Genomic DNA, 24,779 nt, shown 5'->3' on the forward strand with positions numbered 1-24,779 from the left:
TTTCAGCCAAATTCAAAAAAGTTTCTTTTATAAACTTACCAGCCGTTTTTTATCAATTTGAAACATTACTAAGCAGTACAGTATGAGTAACAAAGTTACAATACCAGTGACTAATAAGCTAACATTTGCAGTTGGAGCAGTTTCATGTAAAAAATCTGCGGGTGCATAGCTAACAAGATTAGGTAATTTAATAAAGGCATTTAGTAATAACAGGACAATTTGTAAAATTAAGCTTGAACACATTGCCAAAAACCTATTTTTTATCCATAAAGAAGTGACTACACCAAAAATAGCAAACAGACCGCCCCAAAAGCTGGCAAAGATAATTGATAACAAAGCGTGCAATAACGGATGAGAATAATAAAGTGCGACAAACATCGTATTGATATTAATTACCAAAATATTTTTATTAAGCAAGTTGTCAGGCCTTATGTTAGGTAAAACCATGAACCATGAGCATAAATTAATTAGTAACGGAATAGCAGTAACAATAAAACCCGTGATAAATGCAATACTGACATATTGGCGTAATACCCGATTGAGCGGTTCATTGAGCTTAAACTTGGATAGCAAACCGCTTTGATAATCGTCTTTTAATAAAGTACTTGCAGGTATGCTGGCCAATAGCGGCAACAAAATAAAAAAGGCAATTGGTGCAAAACTAAAGGAATCAATTCCTAACCAGCGTGTGTATGGCGAATCTTCAGGTGGAATTGTTTTAAGCGGGAAAAATTGTAATCCACTAATAATTACTGCCAGCACTATAGCGAAAAAGAACCAGCGCTTTTCAAGACGTGACCATAAGAATTTCATAGTTTCTCCTTATTCTAAAAGTAATGAATATTTTACAAAGTGATTTTTTACAGGAACTAAAAAGCTGAAACGCAGTTTTTGTTCCCGCAACTCATAAGAACTGCGAGGAATTGTGAAATATATTGTGTAAGGCTGCTTATAAAGTTTCTTAGTAAGAGCCATACTTGGATCAACTCGGCGCTGATTCTGATCATAAATATCATTACTTTGGTTACTAATTCCATAAGGATTATTCAAGAACATATTTGTTAGAAAATCTTGATTATTTTTCTTCATCCCATAATTAGGCTGGCCATTTTGTTTAATTGAAAGTTGAATTGTTGCCTTGACTTCCCGCCCAGTTTTCTGGACCTCGGCTTTGTGAATAATAAAACTAGTGTGATATGCATGCACCCATTCGTTTTTATGAAAGACGACTTCTTGCGTGACACCGTGCTGTCTTGGGTGGGCGTTAACCCGCTGATAACGATAAAAGCCAGCGCAGCCAACTAATACTGCAACAAGTATTGCCAAACACCATAATAACTTTTTATTTTTCATCGTTAATGGTTCCTTCTTTAACGTAGAGCTGATGGGTTGCAACTTGACTGATAAAATCGCGGTCGTGTGAAGCGATAACAAAGGTGGAGCCATTTTCGCGATACTGCTTAATTAGCTTGCTCAATTTCGCAATACTTTCAGTATCAAGCGCATTGGTAGGCTCGTCTAAAACTATCAGCGGATAACTACCCAAAAATGCTTGGGCTATTCCCAGTTTCTGTTTCATACCGAGCGAAAATTTCTTAACTTTTTGTTTGGGAAATCTTCCCAGGTCAAAGTAGTCCAACAAATCTTCGATTTGTTTATTTGAAATATTGGGGTCTAGCTTTGCAAGTAATTCTAAATTTTTAGTTGCAGTGAAGTCCTCAATTAAACTAGGATTTTCAATTAAAATGCCTGCTTTAACGGGGTAAGGGTCCTCTGTTCTTACTGGTTGATTATCGACAGTAACTGTTCCTGAGACCTTGATTAAACCTAAAATGGTTTTCAGTACTAAAGTTTTACCAGAACCATTGATTCCTTCTAGGGTGGTAATACTCTTTTGCTCAATATTAGCATTGACATCATGTAAAAGCGGCCGTTTTTTAACAGTTTTGCTTACTTGTTTTAGCTCGATAAAACTCATTTGTTTTCTCCTTAATCTAAATTGATCCGGTGGTTAGAAAATAAATACAAAATAGTAACTACAATAATGGTACATAGCATTGATATTATGTTCGCGTTACCTACTCGCAAAATCATGAGACTGTTCAGTGGATTCAGCGGCCATGATGTATAAGCAGTAATAATTAACAAAACTAGTGGAATAACAATGCCAAGTGGTGCGTTATAGCGGCTGATAACTGCCTGAAGCACTAATAATAAAAATGTTCCCCAAAAATTGACGATAAATAATAGAAGTAGAGCTTGCAGCCCGTGAAAAGCACCAATGCTTAGTTCCTGTAAATTAAATATCTTAGTACATAGGATCATTAATAGTTCTGCCGATGCCGTGAAAACGACAGCTATTACCCCAATTAATTCAAGATTAACGGTTAGAAAATTAAATAATGAGTACTGTTGCCCACGTAATTGGACTCCTCTTACATGCCATAGCTCCTGAAAGCTATTTAACACAATTAAAAGTGGCGTAATGAAATAAATGAGCCAAGAAACAGGTAAATATTTAATTAAATAGTCGGTTCCACGAAACCAAGCTAAATAAAGTGAAAAATGTGGGTTAGCCCTAAATAATGCAGATTGAACAATAATCAAAAGACCAGTTAGTACTCCCCAAAACAGAAAGCGATACCGAATTATCTGCCATAAATACAAAAGTTGGTCCCAAAATAAATGTTTCATAAAATATCCTTTTTAGCTATGACCAAATTTAATACGGCACCTAGTAGCAAGATTAGTCCCACTAAAACGATTGAAGATAAAAAGATCATAATCCCTAAGTCTGGTTTGACAAAATCATAGAATAATGATGGCTTACCATTAACATTTAACAGGAAAGTCAGACTATTAATACCAAAAATCACAACAAAAGTTATTAATTTTTTGTTTGAAAGCAAATAAGTTGTGGCTGTTAAGTAGCCAAAAGATAGTAAAACCAAACACAAGTAAATCATGCGCATTAAGATTCCGGGCCAAGACTTAACAAAAACAGCTAAATAACCACTGGCGATCATCATCGGAATAATGGCGATTAGCCAAATGAGTACCATAATTACGATGGGAATTAAAATACGATAAATAGTTTGCAGGATAAAAACTTTTCGTGTTTGGCAGCATAATGCATCAGCTATGCGATACTTTAACGTACTTAAAAGCACAATTGTAAAAGTCGGAATTATTCCTAAAAAAATATTATATCTTTGAAAAACGGACTGAATTAATCCGGTCTCAGACGGAACAGTAGATTTTAAAAATGAAAATGCGGCTAGTACAAGGCCAACAACTACTAAGGCAAAAAGAGAATAGTTTTTTAAAAAAGCACGGTTGAGAATTGTTTGTTGCCTAATGACATTACGCTGCAATTATTTGTCTCCTTTTTAATAAGGTTATGAGTCATTGTGAGTATAATTAAACAAAATTAATAATTCTTACTATTTCCTCTTATAATACTCCACATTTGCTTTATTACATATGTAAAAATTAAATTTTTAGCTTTTAATGACTAATTATTTTATATATTAAATATAGCTTATATACTATTTCTAACTATCCAAAAGAAGATAGCTTGCAGATAAAAACAGACCAGCCTAGTTATTAGGATGATCTATTTACCTTGCTTTGCTAATTTGGCCAAAATAAAAACCCCGAAGTTAGCACAACTTCAGGGTTTACATTAATTTATTTACTTATTTATTTTTTAGACCAATTTCTTCCGGATCCAACCTGAAATCCAGTCAATAACGATTACCATGATAATGATTCCCAATAGGATAATTCCTACACGATTCCATTGACGATACTGCAAAGCAATAATCAATGGGTAACCAATACCACCAGCACCAACTAAACCAAGGATTGAAGCCGAACGAATTGAGACGTCAAAACGATATAAGGTGTTAGAAATTAAGGCAGGCAGCAAGTTAGGCAATGTGGCAAACATTACAATATTAGTCTTTGAGCCTCCCGCTGCAGTTACGGCCTCATTAGGTCCATCGTCCAGATTTTCAATTGCTTCAGAAAAGAGCTTGGCCAGCATCCCCACTGAGTGGAAACCTAAAGCCAGCACTCCGGCCGCAGATCCTGGGCCGACAGCCTTAATAAACATTAAAGCCAAAACAATTTCTGGAAATGACCGAATAATTGCCAAGACAATCTTGCCAGTTCGCGACACGTACCACTTTTTATGTTTGGTATGTGCTGCCCAAAAGGCAAACGGTAAAGAAATGATGGCTGAAATGAATGTTCCTAAAAAGGCAATACAGACTGTTTCCCACAACTGTGAAACAAGGTCCTCGCCTGTCCCGTTATAAACATAAGACCAATCGGGGTGAAAAATACCGGCAAAAATAGCACCGGCTATCTGCCCAGCTGTTTCTTTAATTCCGCCAAAGTCAATTCCCGTACATGACCAGATGATTAACACAACGGTAATGATTGCCACGCCCCAGTGCAGCAAACGTTTTTTCATATCAACTGGTTTAGGAGGTAATTTTTTCATTGAAGTATCCATTATTTCATCAACGCCTCCCGCGATTTAGACGAAACGTAATCAATTAAGACAACTACCAAAATAATTACGATAATAATTGTTCCTGTCTTTGGGTAGTCGAAAACCTGCAGAGTTTCTTGCAAGTATAGTCCGATACCGCCGGCACCAATATAACCTAAAACAGTCGAAGCACGAACGTTAATTTCAAAGGCATATAAGCAATATGAAATAAAGTACGTCATTACTTGGGGTAAAACCGCAAAGAAAATAATTTGCAGCTTGTTGGCACCCACAGCCGTCAGCGCTTCAATTGGACCAGGATCAATTGTTTCAATTGCTTCGTAAAAAAGCTTGACCACAATCCCAAAAGTACAAATTGCTAAGGCTAAAATACCGGCAACCGGTCCGATTCCGACAATGGCAACAAATATTGCACCTAATAACAGATCTGGTACGGTTCTGATAATATTCATGATTATCCGCAAAATCCCGGTAACTGCCTTGTTTTTCACGATATTCCGCGCAATAAGCAAAGAATAGATAAAAGCAATGGCAGAACCAATAACTGTTCCCAAGATAGCCATTTTAATGGTTTCTAATAACAGTGGAATAACTGCGCCTAAGTACGACCAATTCGGATGCAGCATTTGCAGAAAAATATCTGCGAACTGACTAAAATTGCTAAACAGCGCACCTAAACTGGTTTTAGTAACCTTAGTTGAGACAATCAGACCAACAATAAAGAGCAGCAGCCAAAATAAGTTTAAAATTTTGAATTTTTTCTTCGGCAAAGCCATTAAATTATCTTGATCTGCCTTACTCATCTTGATCACCACCGCTGTAAATTTGATCAAACGTTGCTTCAGACGTCTCACTCATCTTGCCATCATAAATGATCTCACCCGCACGTACGCCAATTACCCGCTTACCAAATTCACGTGCTAATTGAACGCTGTGCAAGTTAATTACAACTGTCATGCCGTGTTTTTCGTTTAGCATCTTAAGATCTTGCATTACGCGGCGTGAAGTTTGCGGATCAAGTGAAGCCGTAGGCTCATCGGCTAAGATGATATCTGGGTCCTGAGTCAACACCCGGGCAATTGCAACTCTTTGTTGCTGCCCACCGGATAATTCATCAGCCCGCGAATATACCTTGTCAGCCAAGTCAACCTGTTTAAGTGCATCATAGGCACGCTCTTTATCTTCTTGCGTGAATAGATTTAAGGTACTCTTCCAAGTTGGATAATACCCCACACGACCAGTCAGGACGTTCCGCAAAACACTTGAACGCTTAACCAGATTAAAGCTCTGAAAGATCATTCCAATATTGCGGCGGAGCATCCGCAATTCTTTACCTTTGGCTTTGGTAATTGATTCACCGTTAATTAAAATATCACCTGCAGTAATATCAATTAACCGGTTAATTGAGCGCAAAAGTGTTGATTTACCAGCACCTGATAGCCCAACAATAACGACAAATTCACCTTTATTGATAGTTAAATTGACGTCTTTTAAACCAACAACATCTTTGCCATAGACTTTTTTAACGTTTTTTAATTCAATTATTGGCTTAACTGCAGAATCTGCCATTATAAACTTCCTTTACCTTTATTTTTTAGTTGATTCGATAATCTTTTCGTATTTACGAACAACATTAAAGTCGCTGTCCTTGCTGGTAACGTAGCCTTCGTGAGTATAAATACTTTCGATAATCTTTCTACCTTTTTTCGACTTACCAATATCAATAAATGCATTGGCTAGCTTCTTACGGAAAGACTTAGACATGCTTGGCACAACAGAAATTGTGTCATTTGGAATTGGCTTAGTGAAGTAAATTGGCACAACTTGGCTCATGATCTTCGGGTTGTCCTTCTTAACAATTGTCCGTGCATCTTCGAAAACAAAGGCAGCATCAGTATCACCATTAAGAACGTTTAACACAGATTGATCTTGACCAGTAACAGTTACTAACTTGCAGCTCTTCTTAACATCAAGACCCTTTTCCTTCAATTCAGCGATTGGGTAAACATAACCAGCTGAAGAAGTTGGGCTTTGGATGGAGATTGATTTACCCTTTAAGTCTTTCCATGACTTGATGTTAGAGCCTTTTTTAACTAGAATTTCTGCACGATAAGTGTTAACTAAATTCTTAGTTGGACGGCCACCTGGCTGCTTAACACCATATCTTTGTGCTTGAAGCAAGACATCGGCAGCACCTTGTTTATGAGCTAAAACATAGCCATTTGGTGGCAGAAAACCAACATCAACTTTCTTTGACTTCATTGCTTCTACAACCGTATTGTAATCAGTTGACATTGAAACATGAACTGGAATACCTAAACGATCGGATAACATCTTTTCAAGTGGCTTAGCACGAGATTCCAGCTCAGTTGCAGCTTGACTAGGCACAAATTGAACATTTAATTCTTTTGGCGTGCCGCTGCTATTTTCGCTTTTGCTTTTACCTGAACAAGCAGTCGCCATAACTGCTACTAATAAAACAGCAGCGCCAGCTAACAATTTTCTAAATTTTTTCATCATGCCCTCCCAGACATAAAAAAAGACTTAATCTAATAACACTAACGTGAAATTATCTTTAAGTCTTTTAATACATTATTAATTAAGAAACGAACAATACCCTCTTTTGCAAGGGAACGAAAAGAGTAACTAACAAAAATACCAATGCACGCTGCGCGCAATTCATACTTTTGCATGTTTTCTCACTCTCCCTTCGCCAGTCCGTAATTATTCTTACAAATAATATCAGAAATGTTTTGTTTAGAAAAGTAATTTGTTGGAAAACTTTCTTTTTTACAAAAAAGAATGACTATTTCTTAACAATTACCGACCAGATTATTTTTTGGTTGATGCAACAATCTTATTGTATTGCCGGATAATATCATAGTCGCTGTCCTTAGCGTAGGTATAGCCTTCCTGATTGTAGACACCCTCAATAATCTTTTTACCTTCTTTAGATTTAGCAATTGAAATAAATGCCTTAGCAAGTTTCTTTTGGAAAGCCTTTGGCAGACTAGGAATTACTGAAATAGTATCATTCGGGATTTTTTGTGAGAAGTAAATTGGCACAACTTGACTCATAATCTTAGGTTCATCGCTTTTGACGTTGTTACGGGCATCTTCAAAGACAAAAGCAGCATCCGTATCACCGTTTAGCACGTTCAAGACGCCTTGATCAGCTCCTTTAACGGAGACAATCTTACAACTCTTGGTGACATCAAGCCCCTTCTTCTTCAATTCAGCAACTGGGAACACGTAACCGGAATCTGAAGTAATGTCTTGAACGGAAATTGATTTACCTTTCAAATCTTTCCAATTCTTAATTGATGAGCCCTTTTTAACGACAATTTCACTGCGATAATAATTTACCAATTTTTTAGTGGCTACACCGCCTGGCTGCTTAATGCCATAGCGAACAGATTGTAATAATAAGTCAGCTGCACCCTGCTTATGGGCCATAATATAAGCATCTGATGGTAAGAAACCAACATCAACTTTCTTAGATTTCATCGCTTCAACTAAACCATTGTAGTCAGTCGACATTGAAACGTGAACCGGAATACCGAGGCGTTTTGACAATAATTTTTCCATTGGCTTAGCCCGTGCTTCAAGCTTGTTAGCAGCAACACTGGGCACAAATTGAACATTCAATGACTTGGGCGTGGCATCGGTTTTCGAACTTGTTTTATTACTCGAACAAGCCGTTATGCCAAAGGTTAATAATAGCAAGCAAGTTGCTAACAGAAACTTCTTGATTTTGGATATTTTCATTTTTTGACTCCTAAAAAATTTGACCTATTTTTTTGCTACTAAATGTCGCAGATTAGTCCCAAGGTCTTTTACTGGGCAATTAACCTGAACACTGAATAATTGACAGCCACCTATATGTAGTAACTTTAAGATCTCATCTTCTTTCTTAACTGCGACAAAAACTAACCAAAATAAAAGGACAAAATGTAACCCAAATTACATTTTGTCCCAATTAAAATAATTATGAGCAAAACAAACAACTAAAATTCTGCTTACGGACAAAGATGGCTGTAAAAAGTTCCTGGCTATTACTTTTTTAAAGTTCATCATCTTCAACCTTCCTTTAGCAAAATTTACGTTCATTTCATGAAAATAATAGCATAAATATTCGCAATAGTGTAATAAAATACCGGTAATATTTTCATTAAGCCTTTATTATAATGCTAATCACGAACATAATTAGCAATGATTTGTAACAGACAAAAAAGGCATCTGGGTTAAGCCAGATGCCTCTAATTTTATTTTATTGGTTTATTATCAATATCAGTTCTAACGATTAAAACATCAGCTAAAGCATGTTGGTTTACATACTCAGTTACCGATCCCATTAGCATTCGTTCAACGGCATTTAAGCCTGTTGCTCCCATAATAATTAGATTATCGTGGTGATCCTTAACAAAATCATAGGAGATAATCGCTTTTGGACTACCATAGCGAATGTGATAGTCGATATCGTCAAAGTTTAAATTATCATGAGCCCAATCTTTGAGACTCTTTAAATATTTTTCTGCATCTTGGGTCATTTGATAAACAGTGTCACCTGTAATCAGTGTGTCCTGCATTTCACCCAAGAATTGCCTCGTATCAATTACATTTAACACATCAACATGAGCATTTTCTGTTATGGCAATTTTAACCGCTTTATCAAAGGATCTTTCAGCTGACTCTGAACCATCAACTGGAACTAAAATCTTGTCTTGTTTCATACTTATGTCCTCACCCTTTAGAAAATACAATTTTCTTCTCAATCCATTTTAACATAATTTTGCAAACAGCTACTTTTTTTCTAATTGTTTGCGCCAGCGTTTATTGCTAAAATGGTATTTAAATGTCACAAGATAAGGGTGGATAATTCAATGACCATAAATTTAGCAAATCAGCTACTTGATATTAAGAACGGCCGCAATTTTCGTGAATTAGGCGGCTACCAAACTAAGGATGGCAAGACTATCAAAAAGCACAAACTGCTTAGAACTGCCAATCTAGCAACACTTAGCGAGCAAGACTTGAAGTTTTTACAAGATTACGGTGTCAAGTATATTGTCGACTTCAGGAGTAAAGAAGAAGTAGAAAAAGAACCTGATCGTGTTCCGACCGGTGCTACTTATGACTTCGATCCTGTCTTTAGTGAAGATTTAACCGATTCATCCAAGGGTATCAACGAGATTTTAAGCGAAAAAGAAGAAGATCCTAAAGCAGGCTACAACCACATGTTTCTTGCATATGATGACATGATTAAGAGCGAGTCGGCGCAAAAAGCCTACCGCAATTTCTTTGATATTTTATTGGCAAATGACGAGGAAGGCAGAAGCGTAATTTTCCACTGTACTGCCGGCAAAGACCGAACTGGATTCGCTGCACTACTTGCCTTATCTGCTTTAGGTGTCTCACTGGAAACAATTAAGCAAGACTACATGTTTACTAATGAAGCTACGAAAGACTTCGTGCAAGACTTTTTACAAAAAGCCAAGGCAGAAGGCGCTAATGAAACTAGCTTGAGCATTTTACACGATTTACAAACTGTTTATCCCCAATACATCGATCACGTTATTGATACATTAAATAAAAATTATGGTGGCGTAGAAAACTACTTAAGTGATATGATGAAATTGACTGATGACGAGATCAGTAAATTACGTAAAATTTATCTTAGTTAATTAAAGACAAAGGAGAAAATGATGGGAAAAGCGAAAACCGTTTACTTTGGTGCTGGCTGGTTCAACGATAAGCAAAACAAGGCTTACAATGATGCAATGAAAGCATTAGAAGCTAATCCAACCATCGACCTTGAAAACAGTTATGTTCCTTTGGATAATCAATACAAGGGAATTGATGTCGGCAAACATCCAGAATACTTGCACGATCGCGAATGGGCAACTGCTACTTACCGGGGCGATTTAACTGGAATCAAAGCTAGCGACATCATGATTGGCGTTTACTTACCAGATGAAGAAGATGTTGGCTTAGGGATGGAATTAGGCTATGCCATGTCACAAGGCAAGTACGTTGTTTTAGTCATCCCTGACGAGGATTACGGTAAGCCAATCAACTTAATGAGCTGGGGCGTTTGCGATAACGCTGTTAAGATGAGTGAATTAAAAGACTTTGACTTCGATAAGGCACGATTCAACTTCTACGATGGTGCTGTTTACTAAATTTAATAATTAAAAAAAGTTCTGCTAATAGTTGCAGAGCTTTTTTTGTCCAATTTTTTGTAATTTCAAATATTAGTCTTTAGCTACCCGCTTTAAAAATGCTTCTAATAATTAGTCATATTATCTAATTATTAGAAGCACTTTTTATAGCTAATTATTTCAGTTGATTTAAAAAGTTGTGGTATTAAATAATAATTATTTTTATCTTGATAATTATTTATAATGCTATATTATATATAATATAGCATCGAAAGTATTAAATATAGATTTAAAAATAGCAGGAGAAAATCAATGAATAAAAGACATAAGCTTTATATAGTATCCGCCGTAATTGTTGTCTTATTAATTGCCATAGGATGGTGGCAATATAATTCACACAACTATACTACTGGTAATCAAACTAGAATTCAAAAAACCACACGTTCTTCTAAACACGGAAAAAATAACGATAAAGATGAACAAACAAAAACATTTAATGTCAAAGAATTTAATGAAGTTGACTTCCACACATCTGAGCCAGAGATTCAAATATCACAAGGAAAAAAATACCAAGTAACAATTGTTGGTACTGAACCTCAAAAAATAAAAGCTAATGTCAAAAACGGAAAATTAACAGTTAGCGATGATGGCGAGCGAGCTTACAAGCACGATGACGGTATGTATCAAGTTATTATCTTAGTTCCAAATACAAGTAATATTAAAAAAGTAGCTGGTTTTAGCTACATGGGAAGTGTTAAGTTAGATAGTCTAAATATCAATAATATTAAGATGAAATCAGACTATGGCGCTATAAACTTGAATAACATCAAAACAGAGAATGCCGTTCTTAAATCAAAAGAAGGTGATCTCAATCTTTCTAAATCAATTTTGAATAATGGAAGTTTAAATTTTACTTACTCTAATATAAATATTACCAATAGTCAGTTTAAAGCAAACGGAAAAACAGAGGGCGGCAATTTCAAAATTAAAAAGTCAAAAATATTAGGTAATAGTAAATTGGTTTCAACATATGGTGACTTTAAAGTAAATAGTTTATCGAAAATAAGCTATGATTTAAAAACCGACCCTACAGCTAAGATAACATTCTTTGGCGACCATAAACTATCTCCTTTTTATCATATTGAAACTGGTGCACCAACATTAAAGATACGTGGTAAATACGGTAATATCAAGATTTTCTAACTTCTGATCAATTTGTTTTTCAAGATTAAAAAGCAAGCAAAAAACTAGATAGGCACCTATAAAAACCATTCGTATAAATGTTACAGTTCCACAATACTTAATAAAACTTGGCACTGAAAAAGGTATTAACCTCGCTGCCGTTCTAATAGAGTTTTTGCCCTCAAATTAAAATTTTAGCCAGAAGATAAAATCTCAAATAGTCCATGATTTATTTATCTCTGTTTTTATATATTCTTTTCCTATTTACCTTCATTTTGTTAGTTATGTCTTCTCCTAAATCACTACCTAGCATTTCTGAGATGCCTAATAAAAAAATGCCCACATCGGCTAATTCTTCATCAATATTTTCTTTATCTTGCTTACGCCAAGCTTCAAAGAGTTCATTAGTTTCACCATACAATCTCAAGAGCTCAAACTCAATATCGGTTGTATTGAAACCATGATTTTTCTTATTTTCAAGAACTTCTTTTTGAAGCTTTTTTGTATCTATTATCATTTTTTATTCCTCTTAAATACCAATATAAAGTTAATATTTATGGACACCAATTTCTTAATTTAAGTCAGTAACTAGTATCCTAGTCTTTAGCTACCCGCTTTAAAAATGCTTCCGCTAATATGCAGCACAAGATTATTAAACCAATAACCAATAAGACGACTAAATTTAGTTTTAACCCATTTAGAGTGCCAAGTTCTTGGCTGGGTACCTTAGCTTGCGCCCATCCAAGCAATGATGCTGCCAATGCTGTTCCAATCGCACCAGAATATGACTGTGCCGTCATATAAAGAACATTGCCATCATTAGTTGAAGCAGAACTCAATTGTTCCAAGCTAAGTGTCATTATATTACTGTAGCTTAGCCCTAGCCCCAGCATAAAAATAATATAAATGGCTACTAAGCTTATCACGCTTGGCCTAACCACTTGTGCAACTAAAAAAGTAGCGGCGATAATGCCTACGCCAATTATGATTGGTAAACGCGGATTGGCTTTGTCGTAGATAACACCAGCAATTGCTGAAACAAGGGCATCGACAATTGCAGCTGGCAAAATCAATAACCCCGCAGTTGCAGTTGACTGTTTAAAGGCCATCTGTAAAACATTAGGAATTAAAAATGACATGCTTAACGACATCAATTGCAATAAGAAAAAGGCCGTTAAAAATAAGTCAAAATGTTTTCTCTTAAATAGCGTCATGTCTAAAAGCGCATGAGGCTTTTTTCTTTCAAGATAAACAAACAGACCGCCACTGCTAAGTGCCAAAAGTGTCAAGATCAGCTGAAGTAAAATTTTATTATGACTGGTAAAACCTAAAATTAAAAATAAGGTAGAAACCAAAAAGATTGCTAAAGTTGCCGCCCCCTGATAATCAAAGGGAATCTTTTGCGGCTTAACAGTCTGGCTGATGCTAGTTTCACCCAGCAACCATGTAGCAATAATTACCGGAATAATAAAGGCAAACAGCGCTTGCCACGGCAAATAGTTGACTACAATCCCACCGTAAACTGGACCAACGGCTGGCGAAAAAGCAATTACCAATGTTCCGATACCCATGAAAGTGCCGACTTTTTTCTTGGAGGCCTGTTCCAAAATAATTGAAAACATTAGGGGCAAGCTAATCCCATTAGCTACACCTTGCAATAGTCGGCCGCACAAAAGCAGCGTGAAGTTATTAGCTACTGCAGCACAAATTGTTCCTAGAAGAAAGCTGAATACTGCAGCACGAAAAAGACCGACAGCACGGAATCTTTTTCGTAAATATGAACCAAAAGGAACAATCACCGTTGAAACAAGCATATACCCTGTCGTTAACCACTGAATTGTTGCTGGTCCCAGATGAAATTCCATCATTAGCTGGGGAAATGCAATGTTTAGTGCTGTTTCAATGACAATTCCTAAGAAGCTAAGAATGCCAATTGCAAAAATTGATCTAATAAGTCTGTGATTTTGATTCATTGAATTCTCCTTCAGCTTTTGCAATAATATGGACCATTTTTTAGTATCATAGCATAAAGCATCCAATTAATTTATCAATCAAGAACGCACCATCTGATTCAAATTGCCTAATAAACTGGCTTTCTTATTAGATTTTAATTGCAAGATAAGTGATTTTTTGAGAAATTAACGAGCTATAATTAAGGCAAAGGGATGAGAGGGGTGAGTTGCATAATGAATAAAAAAATAATTAGTCACTTATTAATTGCTGCTTTCGTGATTGGCGCAACCACTATTTTCAATGGGCAGATTAATACGGATTATGCTGCTAGCAGCCATTTTGTTACTAAAACAATTATGCATACAGCGCGAATTTATACAAAAACCGGCCAAAAAACGACGCAAAAATATTATCCCTATAGCAAAGTTAAGGTCAGTGAAATACCAGTAAAACTCAGTCCCCAAAACCGCACTCCATATTATAAAGTAAAAAACAAGAATCAATATCTTAAGGCAAGTAACATTGATGGTGTCATCCGCCAAGTTTGCAAGAATACATTTGTCTATGCCACTAGCTCAAAAAAGGTAAAAACTAGTCCAATTAAAAAAGGCACAGAAGTGCTCACTTATGGCAATCCATTCAAGTTCAAAAATGGTCAATTATATTACCGCATCGGTGGCCCTGCTAAACAGTACATTAAGGCTAGTGCTTTAGGCCAAACAACTGGTTCTAGTTCAGCCGCAGTCGTCGCTAGCGAAAGAAAAGGTTCTAAATGAAGACCTATTTTTACAAAAAAGCCCCGCACTGCGAGGCTTCTAAGCGGCAATATTTAAAGCTATGTAATGTAAGTTAAGCGAACAGATAATCATTTTTAATTAAAATGTTAAGTTATCATTTCGATATTCTAGCAAGATATAACCTATATATCTCAAAAAGCAGATAATTATTCTATGCTATGTTTACTTTGAATATCTATATTAAGCAAATAATAAGGTTCTATAATTAATGTGAAAATCTTATTTCTATTTCTGAGGTGATTATATGAATTTAAATAAAAAAATTATTTTTGGTTCAATTGCAAGTTTTCTTGCCCTTAGTCCAATTGTGCCTGCGGTACTAACCCCTAGCCCTACTGTACAGGCAGCCAAAGCTACTACTTTTAAGCTTAATCATAATTCTTATGTATATAATGCACATGGCAAACGCACATATTACCAAGGCCAGAAAACTTTAAAAATGGGTGCAACCGTTAACGGGACAAATAAAATTTCTACTATTAAAGGCAGTAATTATTATCCTTTGACTGGTGGTACTTATATTAAAGCGGCTAATGTAGGCGCCATTAATAACCAAATACAGCCAGGTAACTTAGAATTAAACTATAATTCTTATGTTTACGATAAAGATGGCAAACGCTTGACTAAGTTTCGTGGCCGTAAAAGCAACACTCACCTGCTGAAAGGAACGCCAGTCAAATATTCTGGAACAGTTGAAAAGACCGATCGCGACAGCAAGCAGTACTTTTTACTAGACGATGATAACTATAATCAGTCTTGGCTGCCATATGAGAAGATTGGTACTAAGTACTATTACAATATCGGCGATGGCGGCTACATTAATGCGGCCAATGTCGAAAAAATTGATAATAAGCCGCTCTATAACGCTGAGGCAACTGTAACAATTAATGCACCTATGAAGTTTATAGTCGGTTATGGAAAAGAAAAAGTGATGGTAAAGCCGGGCCAAAAAGTTAAAGTAGACCGCGTTTCCTTGATACAGTATGATCCCTCGACAGTTGTTTGTTTTCGCCTGAGTGGAACTAAAACTGGCTTTTTTGCTAAAAAAATCGCCAAAAAGCAGCCACGGCAAAAACTATTGACGTTTACCCAAAATACATATGTCTTAATTAATAGAGCTACCAATACTTATGATATCAATGGAGACATTAAGCCGAATCAATTTCTAGGTGGTAATGCTACATCTGGTGAAGCAAAAACACCATTTATCAAGGGTGATAAGATTCCCGTGGATGAATCCCTCTATATTTGGTCAAATAAAGATAACAAAGCCGAACTTTACTATCATTTAGCACGAAGTAACGGTCTTTCCAATCGCGTATTTGACGAAAATAACAAAGATAATATGACTTTTATTAAAGCCGCAGCTGGACAATATCTATCCGGCCCCCAATTAACCCCAATTAATACAGCAGAAGAAGCTAAGGCTGACGCTAAGATAGCTGCAAAGACTGACAAGACAGAATTGCAAAAACTGATTGACCAAGAAAAAACAGTTAAAGCGAATGCAAATTATAAGCAATTTAAGCAACCTAACTACGATGCTGCATTAGCATATGCGAAAAAAGTTAATGATTCCAATACGGCAAGTACTGCAGAAGTAAAACAAATTACTCAAGTATTGAAACAACAACAAGAATTAGCACTGTTATCCGCTGATGAACACAATATTTATGACGCTACCGAATCGACAATGCCGGAATAAAGTTTAGTTAAAAAGATTGTATAGTCCCGAAATTTTAAGAGGGGCTATTTTTTTGAAAAAATACAGCACATACGTTTGCTTTACACGAACATATGTGCTGTATTTAATTATGAGTAAAATTTATAATCCATTCATATCTTTAAGATATAAATTAACTACGGGTCTTGTCAATTCACGTGGAATGTATCACAATGTCGTTCAAAAGGGAAATGTTGGTTCAGGCTATATTTATGCTTTGCAACATCACTCAACTGATAACTATGTTTTTTCGTGCACGTCCACAAGATCAAATTACTTATGGTGATGAAGTTGTTAAGTTTACAGGTAATTTAGCAGGTGGGCACACGCAAACTTGGGAATACGCCAACAAACCGGGTTGCTGGTTCATTGGTACCAAAGGTAAGCTTGGTTCAGGCAACTATTATTGGGATACTCAGATTGCAAGAGTTAAAATTCCAGGAAGAGCTAATTATGATTCTAATACCGAATTACCGCGGTTATCTCACTTAAACTTAGCGGGAGGCTTTGGTCTTTCAGGTGCGGACCTTGATAGATCGGAAGCTGCGGTATCACCAAATTATCTATACTTCTTAGTATCTGTTATTGACAAAAGTGGTAACGGCTATTTCTCCTTGTACTACTTAAATGATATAAATAATGCTTTAGATGCAGCTGGTACCACTAATGTTAACATTGGAACTTTACCAGTAATCAGAAGCTTTGTGATTCCTTCATTGACTGACAGAAATGTTATTGGCTCAATTCAGGGAATTGATTTAGACGACAACCTTAATATTTATATTTCCAGTGAATATTCACCTTCTGACTTTGCTACTGATTCTGAACCACGTGATATTTATAAGATTCCTTGGGGGTACAACAACTCCTGATATGTGGGAAGATATAGATTTGACGGATAATTACACTATTGACTTTGGTGGACATCCAACTGAACTTGAAAGTGTTCAAGTTATTAGTGAAAATCATCTCTACCTAACTGTTGCTTATCATGGATCGTTAAGTACTGGTAAGTGGGGTACAGTAGCTAACCGTATTTATGAAGTTCAATGGTAATTTGAAGTAAACATAATTTCATTAACCTAAATCATTACTTACAATTTAGCCCCATATAGTATAGAGAAAGATTGAATTTTCAATCTTTCTTTTTGTTTGTTCTCAAAAATTCTATTTTAAGCAGATAGCGCATAAATTATATCTTCACTTAAAAAGTAGTCATTGTTCTTCATAACCTTTTGTGTCAGAAAGATATGTACAAGAGAAAATTCTAGTTAGGTTTATATAACGAAAAATAAGTTATAAACCTTTAAGAAAGTCTATATTTATTAAACTCTATTATTTATCATTGCCTTGATAACTCATATCAATAAACATAAATAGCAAAAATACCCCAAAAATAACTTTAGCTAGTTTTGAGAGACGGGGCTTTAATCAACTTATAATTTAGCTAATGCTTTAAGCTAAATAGTCCAAGATACTGAACATTGCTGCTTCATTTGCTGGCGGGATCGGCGCCGAGATAATCTGCTCTGCTGTTTGCTGAAAGACCGAATCTGAAATGTATTGGGCATCATTGACCACAATTTCTTTCAAGTTATCTTCTTCGGGCTCTAAGTGAAATTGTAGGCCTACTGCCTGCTTACCAAGAACAAAACCCTGATTTTGTAAATTATCATTAGAAAACAAAATCTTGGCTTCCTGCGGAATCTCAAACATTTCTTCATGCCAGTGTAAAACCGTCAGTTCATGTGGCAAACCTTTAATCATATTAGTTTGCACCGTAACTGGCCCCCAGCCCACTTCTTTAACTGGGGCCTTTTTAACTTGATAACCTAAAGTTTTGACAATTTGCTGTGCTCCATAACAGATACCCAAAATGGAAACGTTTCTGGCCAACAACTTTTTAATTAATTGCCGCTCTTGCTTAATCCAAGGCAAGTCATCATTAGGGCTCATTGGTCCGCCTAAAATTACCAGAAAATCTGTTTCTTCTGCCGTGGGCAAAATTCCAAACTGGTAGGGATGATAAACATAAAATTCATGGTGATGCAAATGAGCCCATTTTTGAATCGATCCCGGGCCTTCATTTGGTGTGTGCTGCAAAACATTAACAATCATTGTAACCTCCCCATAATTTTCAAAAGATTACTTTATACTTTACCGCTATTTACAACTTTTTGCATGAATTGCTTAATATGCCTAGTAAATTTTTAGCTAAGCAATTATTTTGAAAAATATTGTCCCACTTGTTGAGCTATTTTAGGCCATAACAGATTAAGAATCGCTAAAGCAACAATTGCAATTACTAAAACCTGACAGCCCGAGGCAAAATTAAGGTGTAAATCACGTAGTGCAAGTCCGAAACGACCGGTTACTACTTGAAAGGCAAGAATATAAGTCGTTGGTAAGTAGCGCACAAACGAGAACTGTGCCTGCTTTTCTACCGACTGCATCAGTAGTGGCAAAACTGCTCCACCAAGCAGTAATACCAATGAAATAAAAAGACAGCTCAGTTGGTTACAACTAACTTGCGCAATAAACTGAATTAAAACTACCATAAAGATAAATGCCAACACCATTAATCCAATAGTTGGAACTAACCAAGCAGCTAAAGGTAGGTATTGCGGTGCTTCTTTAGGTAGCGCAAATGCTTGCACCGGATATGAAAGCGAGCCAGATCCAAATAGCAAACTGCTAATACCAAAGGCGACTGAGCTTACTATTAAAATTAAGACAAACGTTACAAGTAATCCCGTCATCAAATCAATCGTTGTTGTCTCATCATTTGGTAACAGAGTGGCACGGTTCAAACGATCTACGTATTTGGCAGTAAACAAATTACTTAAAATAAAGCAAAGCATAACAGCTGCCAATATCGGTAATAGTCCCTCTAGCAATTTGAATATGAATAGGAATCCTCTCTTAGGATGAAGTTCATTTTCTTCAGGAACATTTGCTTGTAGCAATACGCCAAGGTGAAGATTATTTTGCTTAAGATGCTCTTTAAGTTCGCTATTATCACTTTTTACTTGTTTAAGACGCTGATTATTCTGATTAATCATCAATCGGTAAGCAGTTGACCAATTCTGTTGATTTAAAGCTATTAAAATAGCTTTATCACTGTTAATTTGCTTGGAAATTATTGTTAATTGCTCCTTATCAGACTTGCTCCCAGGATGCTGCGCCAAATTTGCTTTGAATCGTGCCTGTTCTTTTTCGTTCTGCCTTAAGTCCTGAGTGACCTGAGTATGCAGTGATAACTGATCAGGAGCCGCTGCGTTATAGGCTAAAAGCAATCCGACTGCTAACAGCACTATCATTAAGGATATCCAGGTCAGATTGTTTTTTAACACCTTTTTTACCTGCAGTTTAAAATAAGCCATAGTCCTTACTCCTGCACTAGACGTTGTTTTTTCAATGTTAGGGTTTGATCAACAATACTGGCAACTTCATCTTGATAGTGCGAAGCCATGATAATTAACTTACCATGCTTTTTTAAGGCAACAAGTTGTTGATACAAGACCTGTCGACTATCTTCATCTAAGCCGTTATTGATTTCATCCATCAACAAATATTTTGCACCGCTTAGGCTATAAAGTGACACTAGAAGTTTTTGTTTCATCCCGAGCGAGTATTTCCTAATTGGCATTTTAACGTAGTCACCCATCTGCCAGCGATTAATTTCAGTTTCAATCTTCTGGTCCGACTGCCATTCCTGCTTTACAAATTGCATGTAATCTAATCCAGAAAGATTTTTATCAAACCAATCCGCAGTTTCTAAATAAAAGACCTGCTGTTTGACTTCCGTGAATTCATGACCATCAAATGAAACCTGACCCGCATCTGGTGCGAGTAAACTGACCATAGTTCGTAACACACTAGTCTTACCAGTACCATTTAGTGCTTGTAGTAAATATATCTGCCCGTCTTGAAAAACAAAGTTGGCATTTTGTAAAATTGGCTCACGCAAAGTCAAACTTAAATTTTTTACCTCAATCATTTTATTTTCCTCCCCTTTTGCGTACTCTTAGCAATGAGACAGTTTAAGAGCAAAATTACGATTGTCCCAATGACAAGTACGATAACCCCATTTCTAAAATTGACTTGTGGATAAGTAACCAGTTGATTTTCATCAGCAAAGGTATAAGCATTGCTAATACCAAACATCCCTTCGACCGGTTGCAATGCAAAGAAATAAGACATCGGCAAATATTGGGCAAAGCTACGCACGCCAATTACAAATTGCGGCAATACCATGCCTCCAACTAAAAGAAAAACGGACAAAAGTAAAGCTACTAAGCGTCTCTTAAACAACTGAATAATTAGTAAAACAACTGCTGCAATAAAAGCAAAGCTAAGCAATTCTAAAAACAGTGTTGGTAAAAATAGCCTGAACATGGGAATAAAAATATATTCTTTGGCTTGGGGATTCATCGCAGTTATCGGATAATTAAAATTTCCTGTCCCAAAGAAAATACTAGGCAAAAGAAAAATCAAGAAAAAGATTAGCAAGAAATAACCAAAGCCAATGGTTGTGCCAGTATAAAACTCTGTTAAGGTCAACTTTTTTTGTGGCAGCAAATTACCCAATCGCATCCGCTCAAAAAACCCAGCAGAATAAATTTTAACCAGAATAAAGATAACAGCTAAAACAACTAGTGGTGGTATAGTAGTTTCCATCATTTGTAAAACGAAAAAGCCACCTTTGATAGACTCATAGTTCTCTTTTGGTATCTGAAGCTTAGCCAGAATCTCTAACTGACGCAGATCTCTTTTACTCATGGCCAATAAAGCATTATCTAAATTATCTTTTTTAGCACTAGCAAGATTTCTTTTTTCTTGTCTAATCATAATTGGATATGCGGTCTTCCAATCATTATTTTTAAGTGCCCCAATTAAAGTCTGTAGTTCTTTAGAGGTACTTTTAGCTTCTTTCAGATCACCTGTCATTTGCTTTTTTTCTTGCGTACCTAGCTTAGAATCCTTTAGTGCCTTGCCAAAATACTTGATATTATGCTGCTGAATAATCAAATTGGACTTTGCTTGACTAAGATCATGACTATCCACATTATTAACAATATAATTTATTCTTAAAAAATAAGCACAAATTGAAAGTATTAATATTAAACTTATCCAGGTGAACTTACTCTTTAATATTCGTTTGATTTGTAATTTGAAATATTGCATTTTTACACCTTCTTGTCAAATTAGCAAAAAGCTGTTAGAAGTTTTTATCTAACAGCCTTAATAATTTAATTATTCAATTAAAATTTAGTATCCTCCTGAATAAGAGTATATGCGTGTCCAAGTAACTTTACCACCTACCCGACCACGATATTTTTCTGTCCAACCTGTTTGACGAGAGCTGGGTGGTATATTTACATATGTATAGTCACGTTTATTATATTGAGTACTAGAAGTAGCATATTTATCATATGTATATGATTTAATCGCCGGAATTCTTGGACCATATTGTTCATAGTATGGCTGAACATCTTCTGGATTAACTGTATCCGCCATCACATTAACAGTCCCTGTAAGTCCAACAATTAAACTTAAGGAAGCGATAAGCCGCTTAATAGGAATTTTTTTCATAATGTTCTCCTTTATTATATTTAAATTAAATTTACATGTTTAAGCGCTTCACATGTTATTAAAATATTAACATTTAATTTATTAATTATCAATAAAAATAATAAAAAATAAATTAATTATTAATGATTAAAGCATTAACATAATTATAAAAGTACTATTACCATTAATTTATGAAGTAAGGCATATAGAAATGCAATCAAAATAATACATGTTTAATCTGACTAAAATAGCTATACTTTTAAGTTCCACTTAAATGAGCGTACCAACTGCTGGTTAGGGCCTGGGTCTGCATTAGTACAGTATCAATAGATATTCATAGGAGCGGGTAAGAACTGATAATCAAGTAAACGAAGCAAGTAGTACAGATTAGAATCATTAATATAACTGGGTTTCACTAAATATGTAATTGAATGATCTTGTTGCCATTGATAACAAGAGTTTAACTTTTATCCTTTGGATAATTTAGCAATAAAAAATAGCCCTGATTGTTGTCTAATTTTCAGGACTATTTTTACCTTTAATAAAGCTTTTAAAAATTTAAGTTGTGATATAGCTGTTATTAGCAAACTAGCTATTATATAGTTGCTTTAATTGAGAAAAAGTATTTTGTATTGATAATTTAAGTTGTGGGAAATTTAAATAGTCTAATATTGGAAAAAAAGATTCTTTAATTCTTGAGTCATCTTTTGTTCTTATAAATAAAAATACTTCATCAAGGAATTTTAATCGGATTTTTTCGTAGGCATAATTATCACTTAGCTTTAAAGCTTTCAACTCGAAATGCAGTTTTCTCGCATAATAGAAATCGGTATAAAGTAAAGAAAAAGCGGCATTAATTAGAGTCGCTACAGCAGCGTGTTGCCACTGATAATCATTATCATTTTTCTGATATTTGACTAAAAGTGTATGCGCTAATCCAAAAACACGCTTCCCTGGTAAAAGGAAAAGTGTATTGCCAAAGTTAAACAAATCTTCGTAATACCAGTTTTTAATTTCTGAAAGTAATTCCTCTAACCTACTTAAATCTCTAGGCGTGAACAAATTAATTTCTGTATCAGCTTTTAATAAATTACAAGCAATTGCTGCTCTTAATAGTTGTGTTCGATTATAAGGATTTTGTTGACTACTTTTTAAATATATAGTCGCCAATTCTCTAAGTCGTTGATCATTATCATGATAATATGCGAAAGATATTTCTTTAAAATCAAGATTGTCGCTTAAACTGTCCGTGACAAACTCAGACGGCTTAATACGCATACGGTCAAGCATTGCAATCACTTTTTCAAAAGACATATTAGCCTGCCCTTTTTCCCAATAATATAAAGAAGACTTAGAAGTAATATCACGAGAAGCTGTGTCTAAACTTATCCCCTTTTGTTTTCTTATTTCTTTAAATTTTTCGCCAAATTTATTATTCATATAATCCTTTCAATGAAAAATTGAATAAGACTCAAATATTGTAAAGCTACAAATTGAGAAGTACTAAGAGTTTAATATGATTCTTAAATTTAGCCCTATTATTTAATTATTTTAAAGTATTGATCATTTCATTTTTTATATTGTGTGATCCAATATTTATTGGCGCTTACTCCAGCCTTACTTCCAACCTATCAGCATTAGACTAGTCTATAAATACGGTTGTAATGTTGTTTTTGTATTATGTTCATAGCTTTTTGAATTCAATAAATTTTAATATAACCATTTTTATTAGTAACTTTAAGTAGAGGCTTATTCTTCAAAATCTTGGAGTAATGCTTCGAATATGACCGATTATTTACTTTGATTTTCCTCTTTAATTTTGTTGACAACTTATAACTCATCTTATGCGCATTGGTCATACTAAAATCACCATTAATCAGACTAAATGAGCTGTCACCAGTCATTACTGAGTTGCTAATCTTGACATCACCATATTTACAATTTCCTTTTTTACCTAATGCCGCATTAATCATGAATTGACTATTAGTTATAATAACATCACCAACATCCAAGCTAACCGTACCATTTTCTACTAAAGAATTATTTATTTTTAAATCACCATATTTTTGGTTTAAATGAACATTCTTAGAATCTACGTGGTTCATAACAACATCACCGTATTGTGCCTTGAGATCAATATATGGGATGGCTAAGTCATTAAAACTAAGGTCGCTCAAGTTACATGTTCCTGAAATCTTTTCGATAGTATTTCTATCAGGTACAGTTACTGTAACTAAGTAGCCACCATAATTATGATGCTTAACTGGCTTATCATAAATAGTTAGTTGATTATTATCAACTGTAACTTTCGTATCCGTAATACGAGATTTAAGCTTCCCACTAACTGTGACATGAAAATCTTCGCCTACAATAAATTTTAGACTTGAGCGATCAGTATCAAGTTTAACTTGGTTGAATGCTGCCGTTTTAAAGGTTTTACTAACTTTTTGGCTAGCAGGTGCCTTTTGTGACACTGCTTTAGCATTAGTATTTTGAAAATTCAAGGCTCTTGTAACTGGAATGCCACTAATTAATATTAAAATAATTCCTATTAAAGATATTATTTGAGATCTTTTCTTCATAATTATTCCTCCTATTCTATTCACGTTAACTATTTTTTTAAAAGTCTGCTATCTAATCGAAGATATGGATGTCTCCTTTCCTAGCCTTAACAGTAAGTATTGGCTTATTATTGATGGTTCGCTCAAAATGATTCGGGTGCGACTTACCGAAGAATTTAATTTTATTTTTTTTGCTGCATGATAGGTTATAACCAATCTTTGGTGAATCATACATGATGAAGTCTCCTTCATGCAGACTAAACGAACTGTTGCCAAGTATCTTGGAATCTTCAACTTCAACATCAT

Annotated in this window: 28 protein-coding genes; 7 read left to right on the forward strand and 21 right to left on the reverse strand. The window is 35.2% G+C overall.

Annotated features, from left to right (window positions below):
- Window positions 1-27: 27 nt before the first annotated feature.
- The 11 genes from J3U69_RS09850 to J3U69_RS09900 all read right to left on the reverse strand — a co-directional run bounded on the left by J3U69_RS09850 (window position 28) and on the right by J3U69_RS09900 (window position 9,255).
- Entirely contained in the window at window positions 28-813 is a 786-nt protein-coding gene (locus tag J3U69_RS09850) for a hypothetical protein (RefSeq protein ID WP_267413940.1), read from the reverse strand.
- A 9-nt stretch (window positions 814-822) separates the two neighbouring features.
- A complete protein-coding gene (locus tag J3U69_RS09855) occupies window positions 823-1,353 on the reverse strand; it encodes a hypothetical protein (protein ID WP_267413941.1) in 531 nt (176 codons plus the stop codon).
- Window positions 1,343-1,978, reverse strand: coding sequence for an ATP-binding cassette domain-containing protein (locus J3U69_RS09860; RefSeq protein ID WP_267413942.1), 636 nt, complete (start codon window positions 1,976-1,978; stop codon window positions 1,343-1,345). The genes J3U69_RS09855 and J3U69_RS09860 overlap by 11 nt, the downstream gene beginning before the upstream one ends.
- Window positions 1,979-1,989: 11 nt before the next feature.
- On the reverse strand, window positions 1,990-2,694 hold the full coding sequence (locus J3U69_RS09865; RefSeq protein WP_267413943.1) for a hypothetical protein: 705 nt from the start codon (window positions 2,692-2,694) through the stop codon (window positions 1,990-1,992).
- Entirely contained in the window at window positions 2,691-3,374 is a 684-nt protein-coding gene (locus J3U69_RS09870) for a hypothetical protein (protein ID WP_267413944.1), read from the reverse strand. The genes J3U69_RS09865 and J3U69_RS09870 overlap by 4 nt, the downstream gene beginning before the upstream one ends.
- A 335-nt stretch (window positions 3,375-3,709) precedes the next feature.
- Window positions 3,710-4,522 (reverse strand): phosphonate ABC transporter, permease protein PhnE, encoded by an 813-nt coding sequence (gene phnE, locus J3U69_RS09875; protein ID WP_103753021.1) that lies wholly within the window; start codon window positions 4,520-4,522, stop codon window positions 3,710-3,712.
- Window positions 4,522-5,325 carry a phosphonate ABC transporter, permease protein PhnE gene (gene phnE, locus J3U69_RS09880; protein WP_103753022.1) on the reverse strand — a complete coding sequence of 268 codons (804 nt, stop codon included), beginning with the start codon at window positions 5,323-5,325 and terminating at the stop codon, window positions 4,522-4,524. The genes phnE (J3U69_RS09875) and phnE (J3U69_RS09880) overlap by 1 nt, the downstream gene beginning before the upstream one ends.
- Complete coding sequence (phnC, locus tag J3U69_RS09885; RefSeq protein ID WP_267384840.1) at window positions 5,318-6,091, reverse strand: phosphonate ABC transporter ATP-binding protein; 774 nt, start codon at window positions 6,089-6,091, stop codon at window positions 5,318-5,320. Before phnC ends, phnE (J3U69_RS09880) begins: the two co-directional genes overlap by 8 nt.
- Before the next feature lie 18 nt (window positions 6,092-6,109).
- Entirely contained in the window at window positions 6,110-7,039 is a 930-nt protein-coding gene (locus J3U69_RS09890; RefSeq protein WP_103753024.1) for a phosphate/phosphite/phosphonate ABC transporter substrate-binding protein, read from the reverse strand.
- Window positions 7,040-7,354: 315 nt separating this feature from the next.
- A complete protein-coding gene (locus J3U69_RS09895) occupies window positions 7,355-8,284 on the reverse strand; it encodes a phosphate/phosphite/phosphonate ABC transporter substrate-binding protein (RefSeq protein WP_267413961.1) in 930 nt (309 codons plus the stop codon).
- 503 nt (window positions 8,285-8,787) lie between these two features.
- Complete coding sequence (locus J3U69_RS09900) at window positions 8,788-9,255, reverse strand: universal stress protein (protein ID WP_220220259.1); 468 nt, start codon at window positions 9,253-9,255, stop codon at window positions 8,788-8,790.
- A 150-nt stretch (window positions 9,256-9,405) separates the two neighbouring features.
- Here J3U69_RS09900 and J3U69_RS09905 point away from each other — a divergent pair, with 150 nt between their 5' ends.
- The 3 genes from J3U69_RS09905 (at window position 9,406) to J3U69_RS09915 (ending at window position 11,886) form a co-directional block, all read left to right on the forward strand.
- Entirely contained in the window at window positions 9,406-10,206 is an 801-nt protein-coding gene (locus J3U69_RS09905) for a tyrosine-protein phosphatase (RefSeq protein WP_267413945.1), read from the forward strand.
- A gap of 21 nt (window positions 10,207-10,227) precedes the next feature.
- Complete coding sequence (locus J3U69_RS09910) at window positions 10,228-10,704, forward strand: nucleoside 2-deoxyribosyltransferase (RefSeq protein WP_103753028.1); 477 nt, start codon at window positions 10,228-10,230, stop codon at window positions 10,702-10,704.
- 291 nt (window positions 10,705-10,995) lie between these two features.
- The gene (locus J3U69_RS09915) at window positions 10,996-11,886 is read left to right on the forward strand and encodes a DUF4097 family beta strand repeat-containing protein (RefSeq protein WP_267413946.1); all 891 of its coding nucleotides are present in this window, start codon (window positions 10,996-10,998) and stop codon (window positions 11,884-11,886) included.
- Window positions 11,887-12,094: 208 nt separating this feature from the next.
- Here J3U69_RS09915 and J3U69_RS09920 read toward each other — a convergent pair whose 3' ends face one another.
- Both J3U69_RS09920 and J3U69_RS09925 read right to left on the reverse strand, forming a co-directional pair.
- Window positions 12,095-12,382, reverse strand: coding sequence for a MazG-like family protein (locus J3U69_RS09920; protein WP_220268613.1), 288 nt, complete (start codon window positions 12,380-12,382; stop codon window positions 12,095-12,097).
- A 79-nt stretch (window positions 12,383-12,461) separates the two neighbouring features.
- Window positions 12,462-13,838, reverse strand: a complete 1,377-nt coding sequence (locus J3U69_RS09925) for an MFS transporter (RefSeq protein ID WP_267413947.1) — start codon at window positions 13,836-13,838, stop codon at window positions 12,462-12,464.
- Between the two features lie 213 nt (window positions 13,839-14,051).
- On the opposite strand from J3U69_RS09925, the gene J3U69_RS09930 reads away from it, so the two are divergent.
- The 4 genes from J3U69_RS09930 (at window position 14,052) to J3U69_RS09945 (ending at window position 17,394) form a co-directional block, all read left to right on the forward strand.
- On the forward strand, window positions 14,052-14,594 hold the full coding sequence (locus J3U69_RS09930) for an SLAP domain-containing protein (RefSeq protein ID WP_267413948.1): 543 nt from the start codon (window positions 14,052-14,054) through the stop codon (window positions 14,592-14,594).
- A 265-nt stretch (window positions 14,595-14,859) separates the two neighbouring features.
- Window positions 14,860-16,320: an SLAP domain-containing protein gene (locus J3U69_RS09935; protein ID WP_267413949.1), complete on the forward strand. Its 1,461-nt coding sequence runs from the start codon at window positions 14,860-14,862 to the stop codon at window positions 16,318-16,320.
- Window positions 16,321-16,511: 191 nt separating this feature from the next.
- Window positions 16,512-17,210, forward strand: a complete 699-nt coding sequence (locus J3U69_RS09940; RefSeq protein ID WP_267413950.1) for a helveticin J family class III bacteriocin — start codon at window positions 16,512-16,514, stop codon at window positions 17,208-17,210.
- A 19-nt stretch (window positions 17,211-17,229) separates the two neighbouring features.
- Complete coding sequence (locus J3U69_RS09945; RefSeq protein WP_267413951.1) at window positions 17,230-17,394, forward strand: helveticin J family class III bacteriocin; 165 nt, start codon at window positions 17,230-17,232, stop codon at window positions 17,392-17,394.
- Between the two features lie 399 nt (window positions 17,395-17,793).
- Here the strand turns inward: J3U69_RS09945 and J3U69_RS09950 are convergent, their stop codons facing one another.
- From J3U69_RS09950 to J3U69_RS09985, 8 genes are all read right to left on the reverse strand, one after another.
- Window positions 17,794-18,456 carry a type 1 glutamine amidotransferase gene (locus J3U69_RS09950; protein ID WP_267413952.1) on the reverse strand — a complete coding sequence of 221 codons (663 nt, stop codon included), beginning with the start codon at window positions 18,454-18,456 and terminating at the stop codon, window positions 17,794-17,796.
- 104 nt (window positions 18,457-18,560) lie between these two features.
- Entirely contained in the window at window positions 18,561-19,721 is a 1,161-nt protein-coding gene (locus J3U69_RS09955; protein WP_267413953.1) for a hypothetical protein, read from the reverse strand.
- A 5-nt stretch (window positions 19,722-19,726) separates the two neighbouring features.
- A complete protein-coding gene (locus J3U69_RS09960) occupies window positions 19,727-20,338 on the reverse strand; it encodes an ATP-binding cassette domain-containing protein (RefSeq protein WP_267393663.1) in 612 nt (203 codons plus the stop codon).
- On the reverse strand, window positions 20,335-21,525 hold the full coding sequence (locus tag J3U69_RS09965) for a hypothetical protein (RefSeq protein ID WP_267413954.1): 1,191 nt from the start codon (window positions 21,523-21,525) through the stop codon (window positions 20,335-20,337). The genes J3U69_RS09960 and J3U69_RS09965 overlap by 4 nt, the downstream gene beginning before the upstream one ends.
- Window positions 21,526-21,609: 84 nt before the next feature.
- Window positions 21,610-21,933 carry a hypothetical protein gene (locus J3U69_RS09970; protein ID WP_267413955.1) on the reverse strand — a complete coding sequence of 108 codons (324 nt, stop codon included), beginning with the start codon at window positions 21,931-21,933 and terminating at the stop codon, window positions 21,610-21,612.
- 567 nt (window positions 21,934-22,500) lie between these two features.
- Window positions 22,501-23,352: an Rgg/GadR/MutR family transcriptional regulator gene (locus J3U69_RS09975; protein WP_267413956.1), complete on the reverse strand. Its 852-nt coding sequence runs from the start codon at window positions 23,350-23,352 to the stop codon at window positions 22,501-22,503.
- 260 nt (window positions 23,353-23,612) lie between these two features.
- Entirely contained in the window at window positions 23,613-24,494 is an 882-nt protein-coding gene (locus J3U69_RS09980) for a DUF4097 family beta strand repeat-containing protein (protein ID WP_267413958.1), read from the reverse strand.
- Between the two features lie 52 nt (window positions 24,495-24,546).
- A partial coding sequence (locus J3U69_RS09985; protein WP_267413960.1) for a hypothetical protein occupies window positions 24,547-24,779 on the reverse strand: 233 nt, incomplete at its 5' end.

The organism is Lactobacillus sp. B4026 (assembly GCF_026535825.1).
Classification (GTDB): domain Bacteria; phylum Bacillota; class Bacilli; order Lactobacillales; family Lactobacillaceae; genus Lactobacillus; species Lactobacillus panisapium.

Coding starts and splice junctions, on each gene's coding strand:
- J3U69_RS09905 (WP_267413945.1), top strand. CDS start 9,406: ATGACCATAAATTTAGCAAATCAGCTACTTGATATTAAGAACGGCCGC.
- J3U69_RS09940 (WP_267413950.1), top strand. CDS start 16,512: ATGTCGTTCAAAAGGGAAATGTTGGTTCAGGCTATATTTATGCTTTGC.
- J3U69_RS09960 (WP_267393663.1), bottom strand. CDS start 20,338: ATGATTGAGGTAAAAAATTTAAGTTTGACTTTGCGTGAGCCAATTTTA.
- phnC (WP_267384840.1), bottom strand. CDS start 6,091: ATGGCAGATTCTGCAGTTAAGCCAATAATTGAATTAAAAAACGTTAAA.
- J3U69_RS09950 (WP_267413952.1), bottom strand. CDS start 18,456: ATGATTGTTAATGTTTTGCAGCACACACCAAATGAAGGCCCGGGATCG.
- J3U69_RS09920 (WP_220268613.1), bottom strand. CDS start 12,382: ATGATAATAGATACAAAAAAGCTTCAAAAAGAAGTTCTTGAAAATAAG.
- J3U69_RS09935 (WP_267413949.1), top strand. CDS start 14,860: ATGAATTTAAATAAAAAAATTATTTTTGGTTCAATTGCAAGTTTTCTT.
- J3U69_RS09900 (WP_220220259.1), bottom strand. CDS start 9,255: ATGAAACAAGACAAGATTTTAGTTCCAGTTGATGGTTCAGAGTCAGCT.
- J3U69_RS09980 (WP_267413958.1), bottom strand. CDS start 24,494: ATGAAGAAAAGATCTCAAATAATATCTTTAATAGGAATTATTTTAATA.
- J3U69_RS09955 (WP_267413953.1), bottom strand. CDS start 19,721: ATGGCTTATTTTAAACTGCAGGTAAAAAAGGTGTTAAAAAACAATCTG.
- J3U69_RS09850 (WP_267413940.1), bottom strand. CDS start 813: ATGAAATTCTTATGGTCACGTCTTGAAAAGCGCTGGTTCTTTTTCGCT.
- J3U69_RS09970 (WP_267413955.1), bottom strand. CDS start 21,933: ATGAAAAAAATTCCTATTAAGCGGCTTATCGCTTCCTTAAGTTTAATT.
- J3U69_RS09855 (WP_267413941.1), bottom strand. CDS start 1,353: ATGAAAAATAAAAAGTTATTATGGTGTTTGGCAATACTTGTTGCAGTA.
- J3U69_RS09910 (WP_103753028.1), top strand. CDS start 10,228: ATGGGAAAAGCGAAAACCGTTTACTTTGGTGCTGGCTGGTTCAACGAT.
- J3U69_RS09925 (WP_267413947.1), bottom strand. CDS start 13,838: ATGAATCAAAATCACAGACTTATTAGATCAATTTTTGCAATTGGCATT.
- phnE (WP_103753021.1), bottom strand. CDS start 4,522: ATGGATACTTCAATGAAAAAATTACCTCCTAAACCAGTTGATATGAAA.
- J3U69_RS09930 (WP_267413948.1), top strand. CDS start 14,052: ATGAATAAAAAAATAATTAGTCACTTATTAATTGCTGCTTTCGTGATT.
- J3U69_RS09975 (WP_267413956.1), bottom strand. CDS start 23,352: ATGAATAATAAATTTGGCGAAAAATTTAAAGAAATAAGAAAACAAAAG.
- J3U69_RS09965 (WP_267413954.1), bottom strand. CDS start 21,525: ATGCAATATTTCAAATTACAAATCAAACGAATATTAAAGAGTAAGTTC.
- J3U69_RS09865 (WP_267413943.1), bottom strand. CDS start 2,694: ATGAAACATTTATTTTGGGACCAACTTTTGTATTTATGGCAGATAATT.
- J3U69_RS09890 (WP_103753024.1), bottom strand. CDS start 7,039: ATGAAAAAATTTAGAAAATTGTTAGCTGGCGCTGCTGTTTTATTAGTA.
- phnE (WP_103753022.1), bottom strand. CDS start 5,325: ATGAGTAAGGCAGATCAAGATAATTTAATGGCTTTGCCGAAGAAAAAA.
- J3U69_RS09915 (WP_267413946.1), top strand. CDS start 10,996: ATGAATAAAAGACATAAGCTTTATATAGTATCCGCCGTAATTGTTGTC.
- J3U69_RS09860 (WP_267413942.1), bottom strand. CDS start 1,978: ATGAGTTTTATCGAGCTAAAACAAGTAAGCAAAACTGTTAAAAAACGG.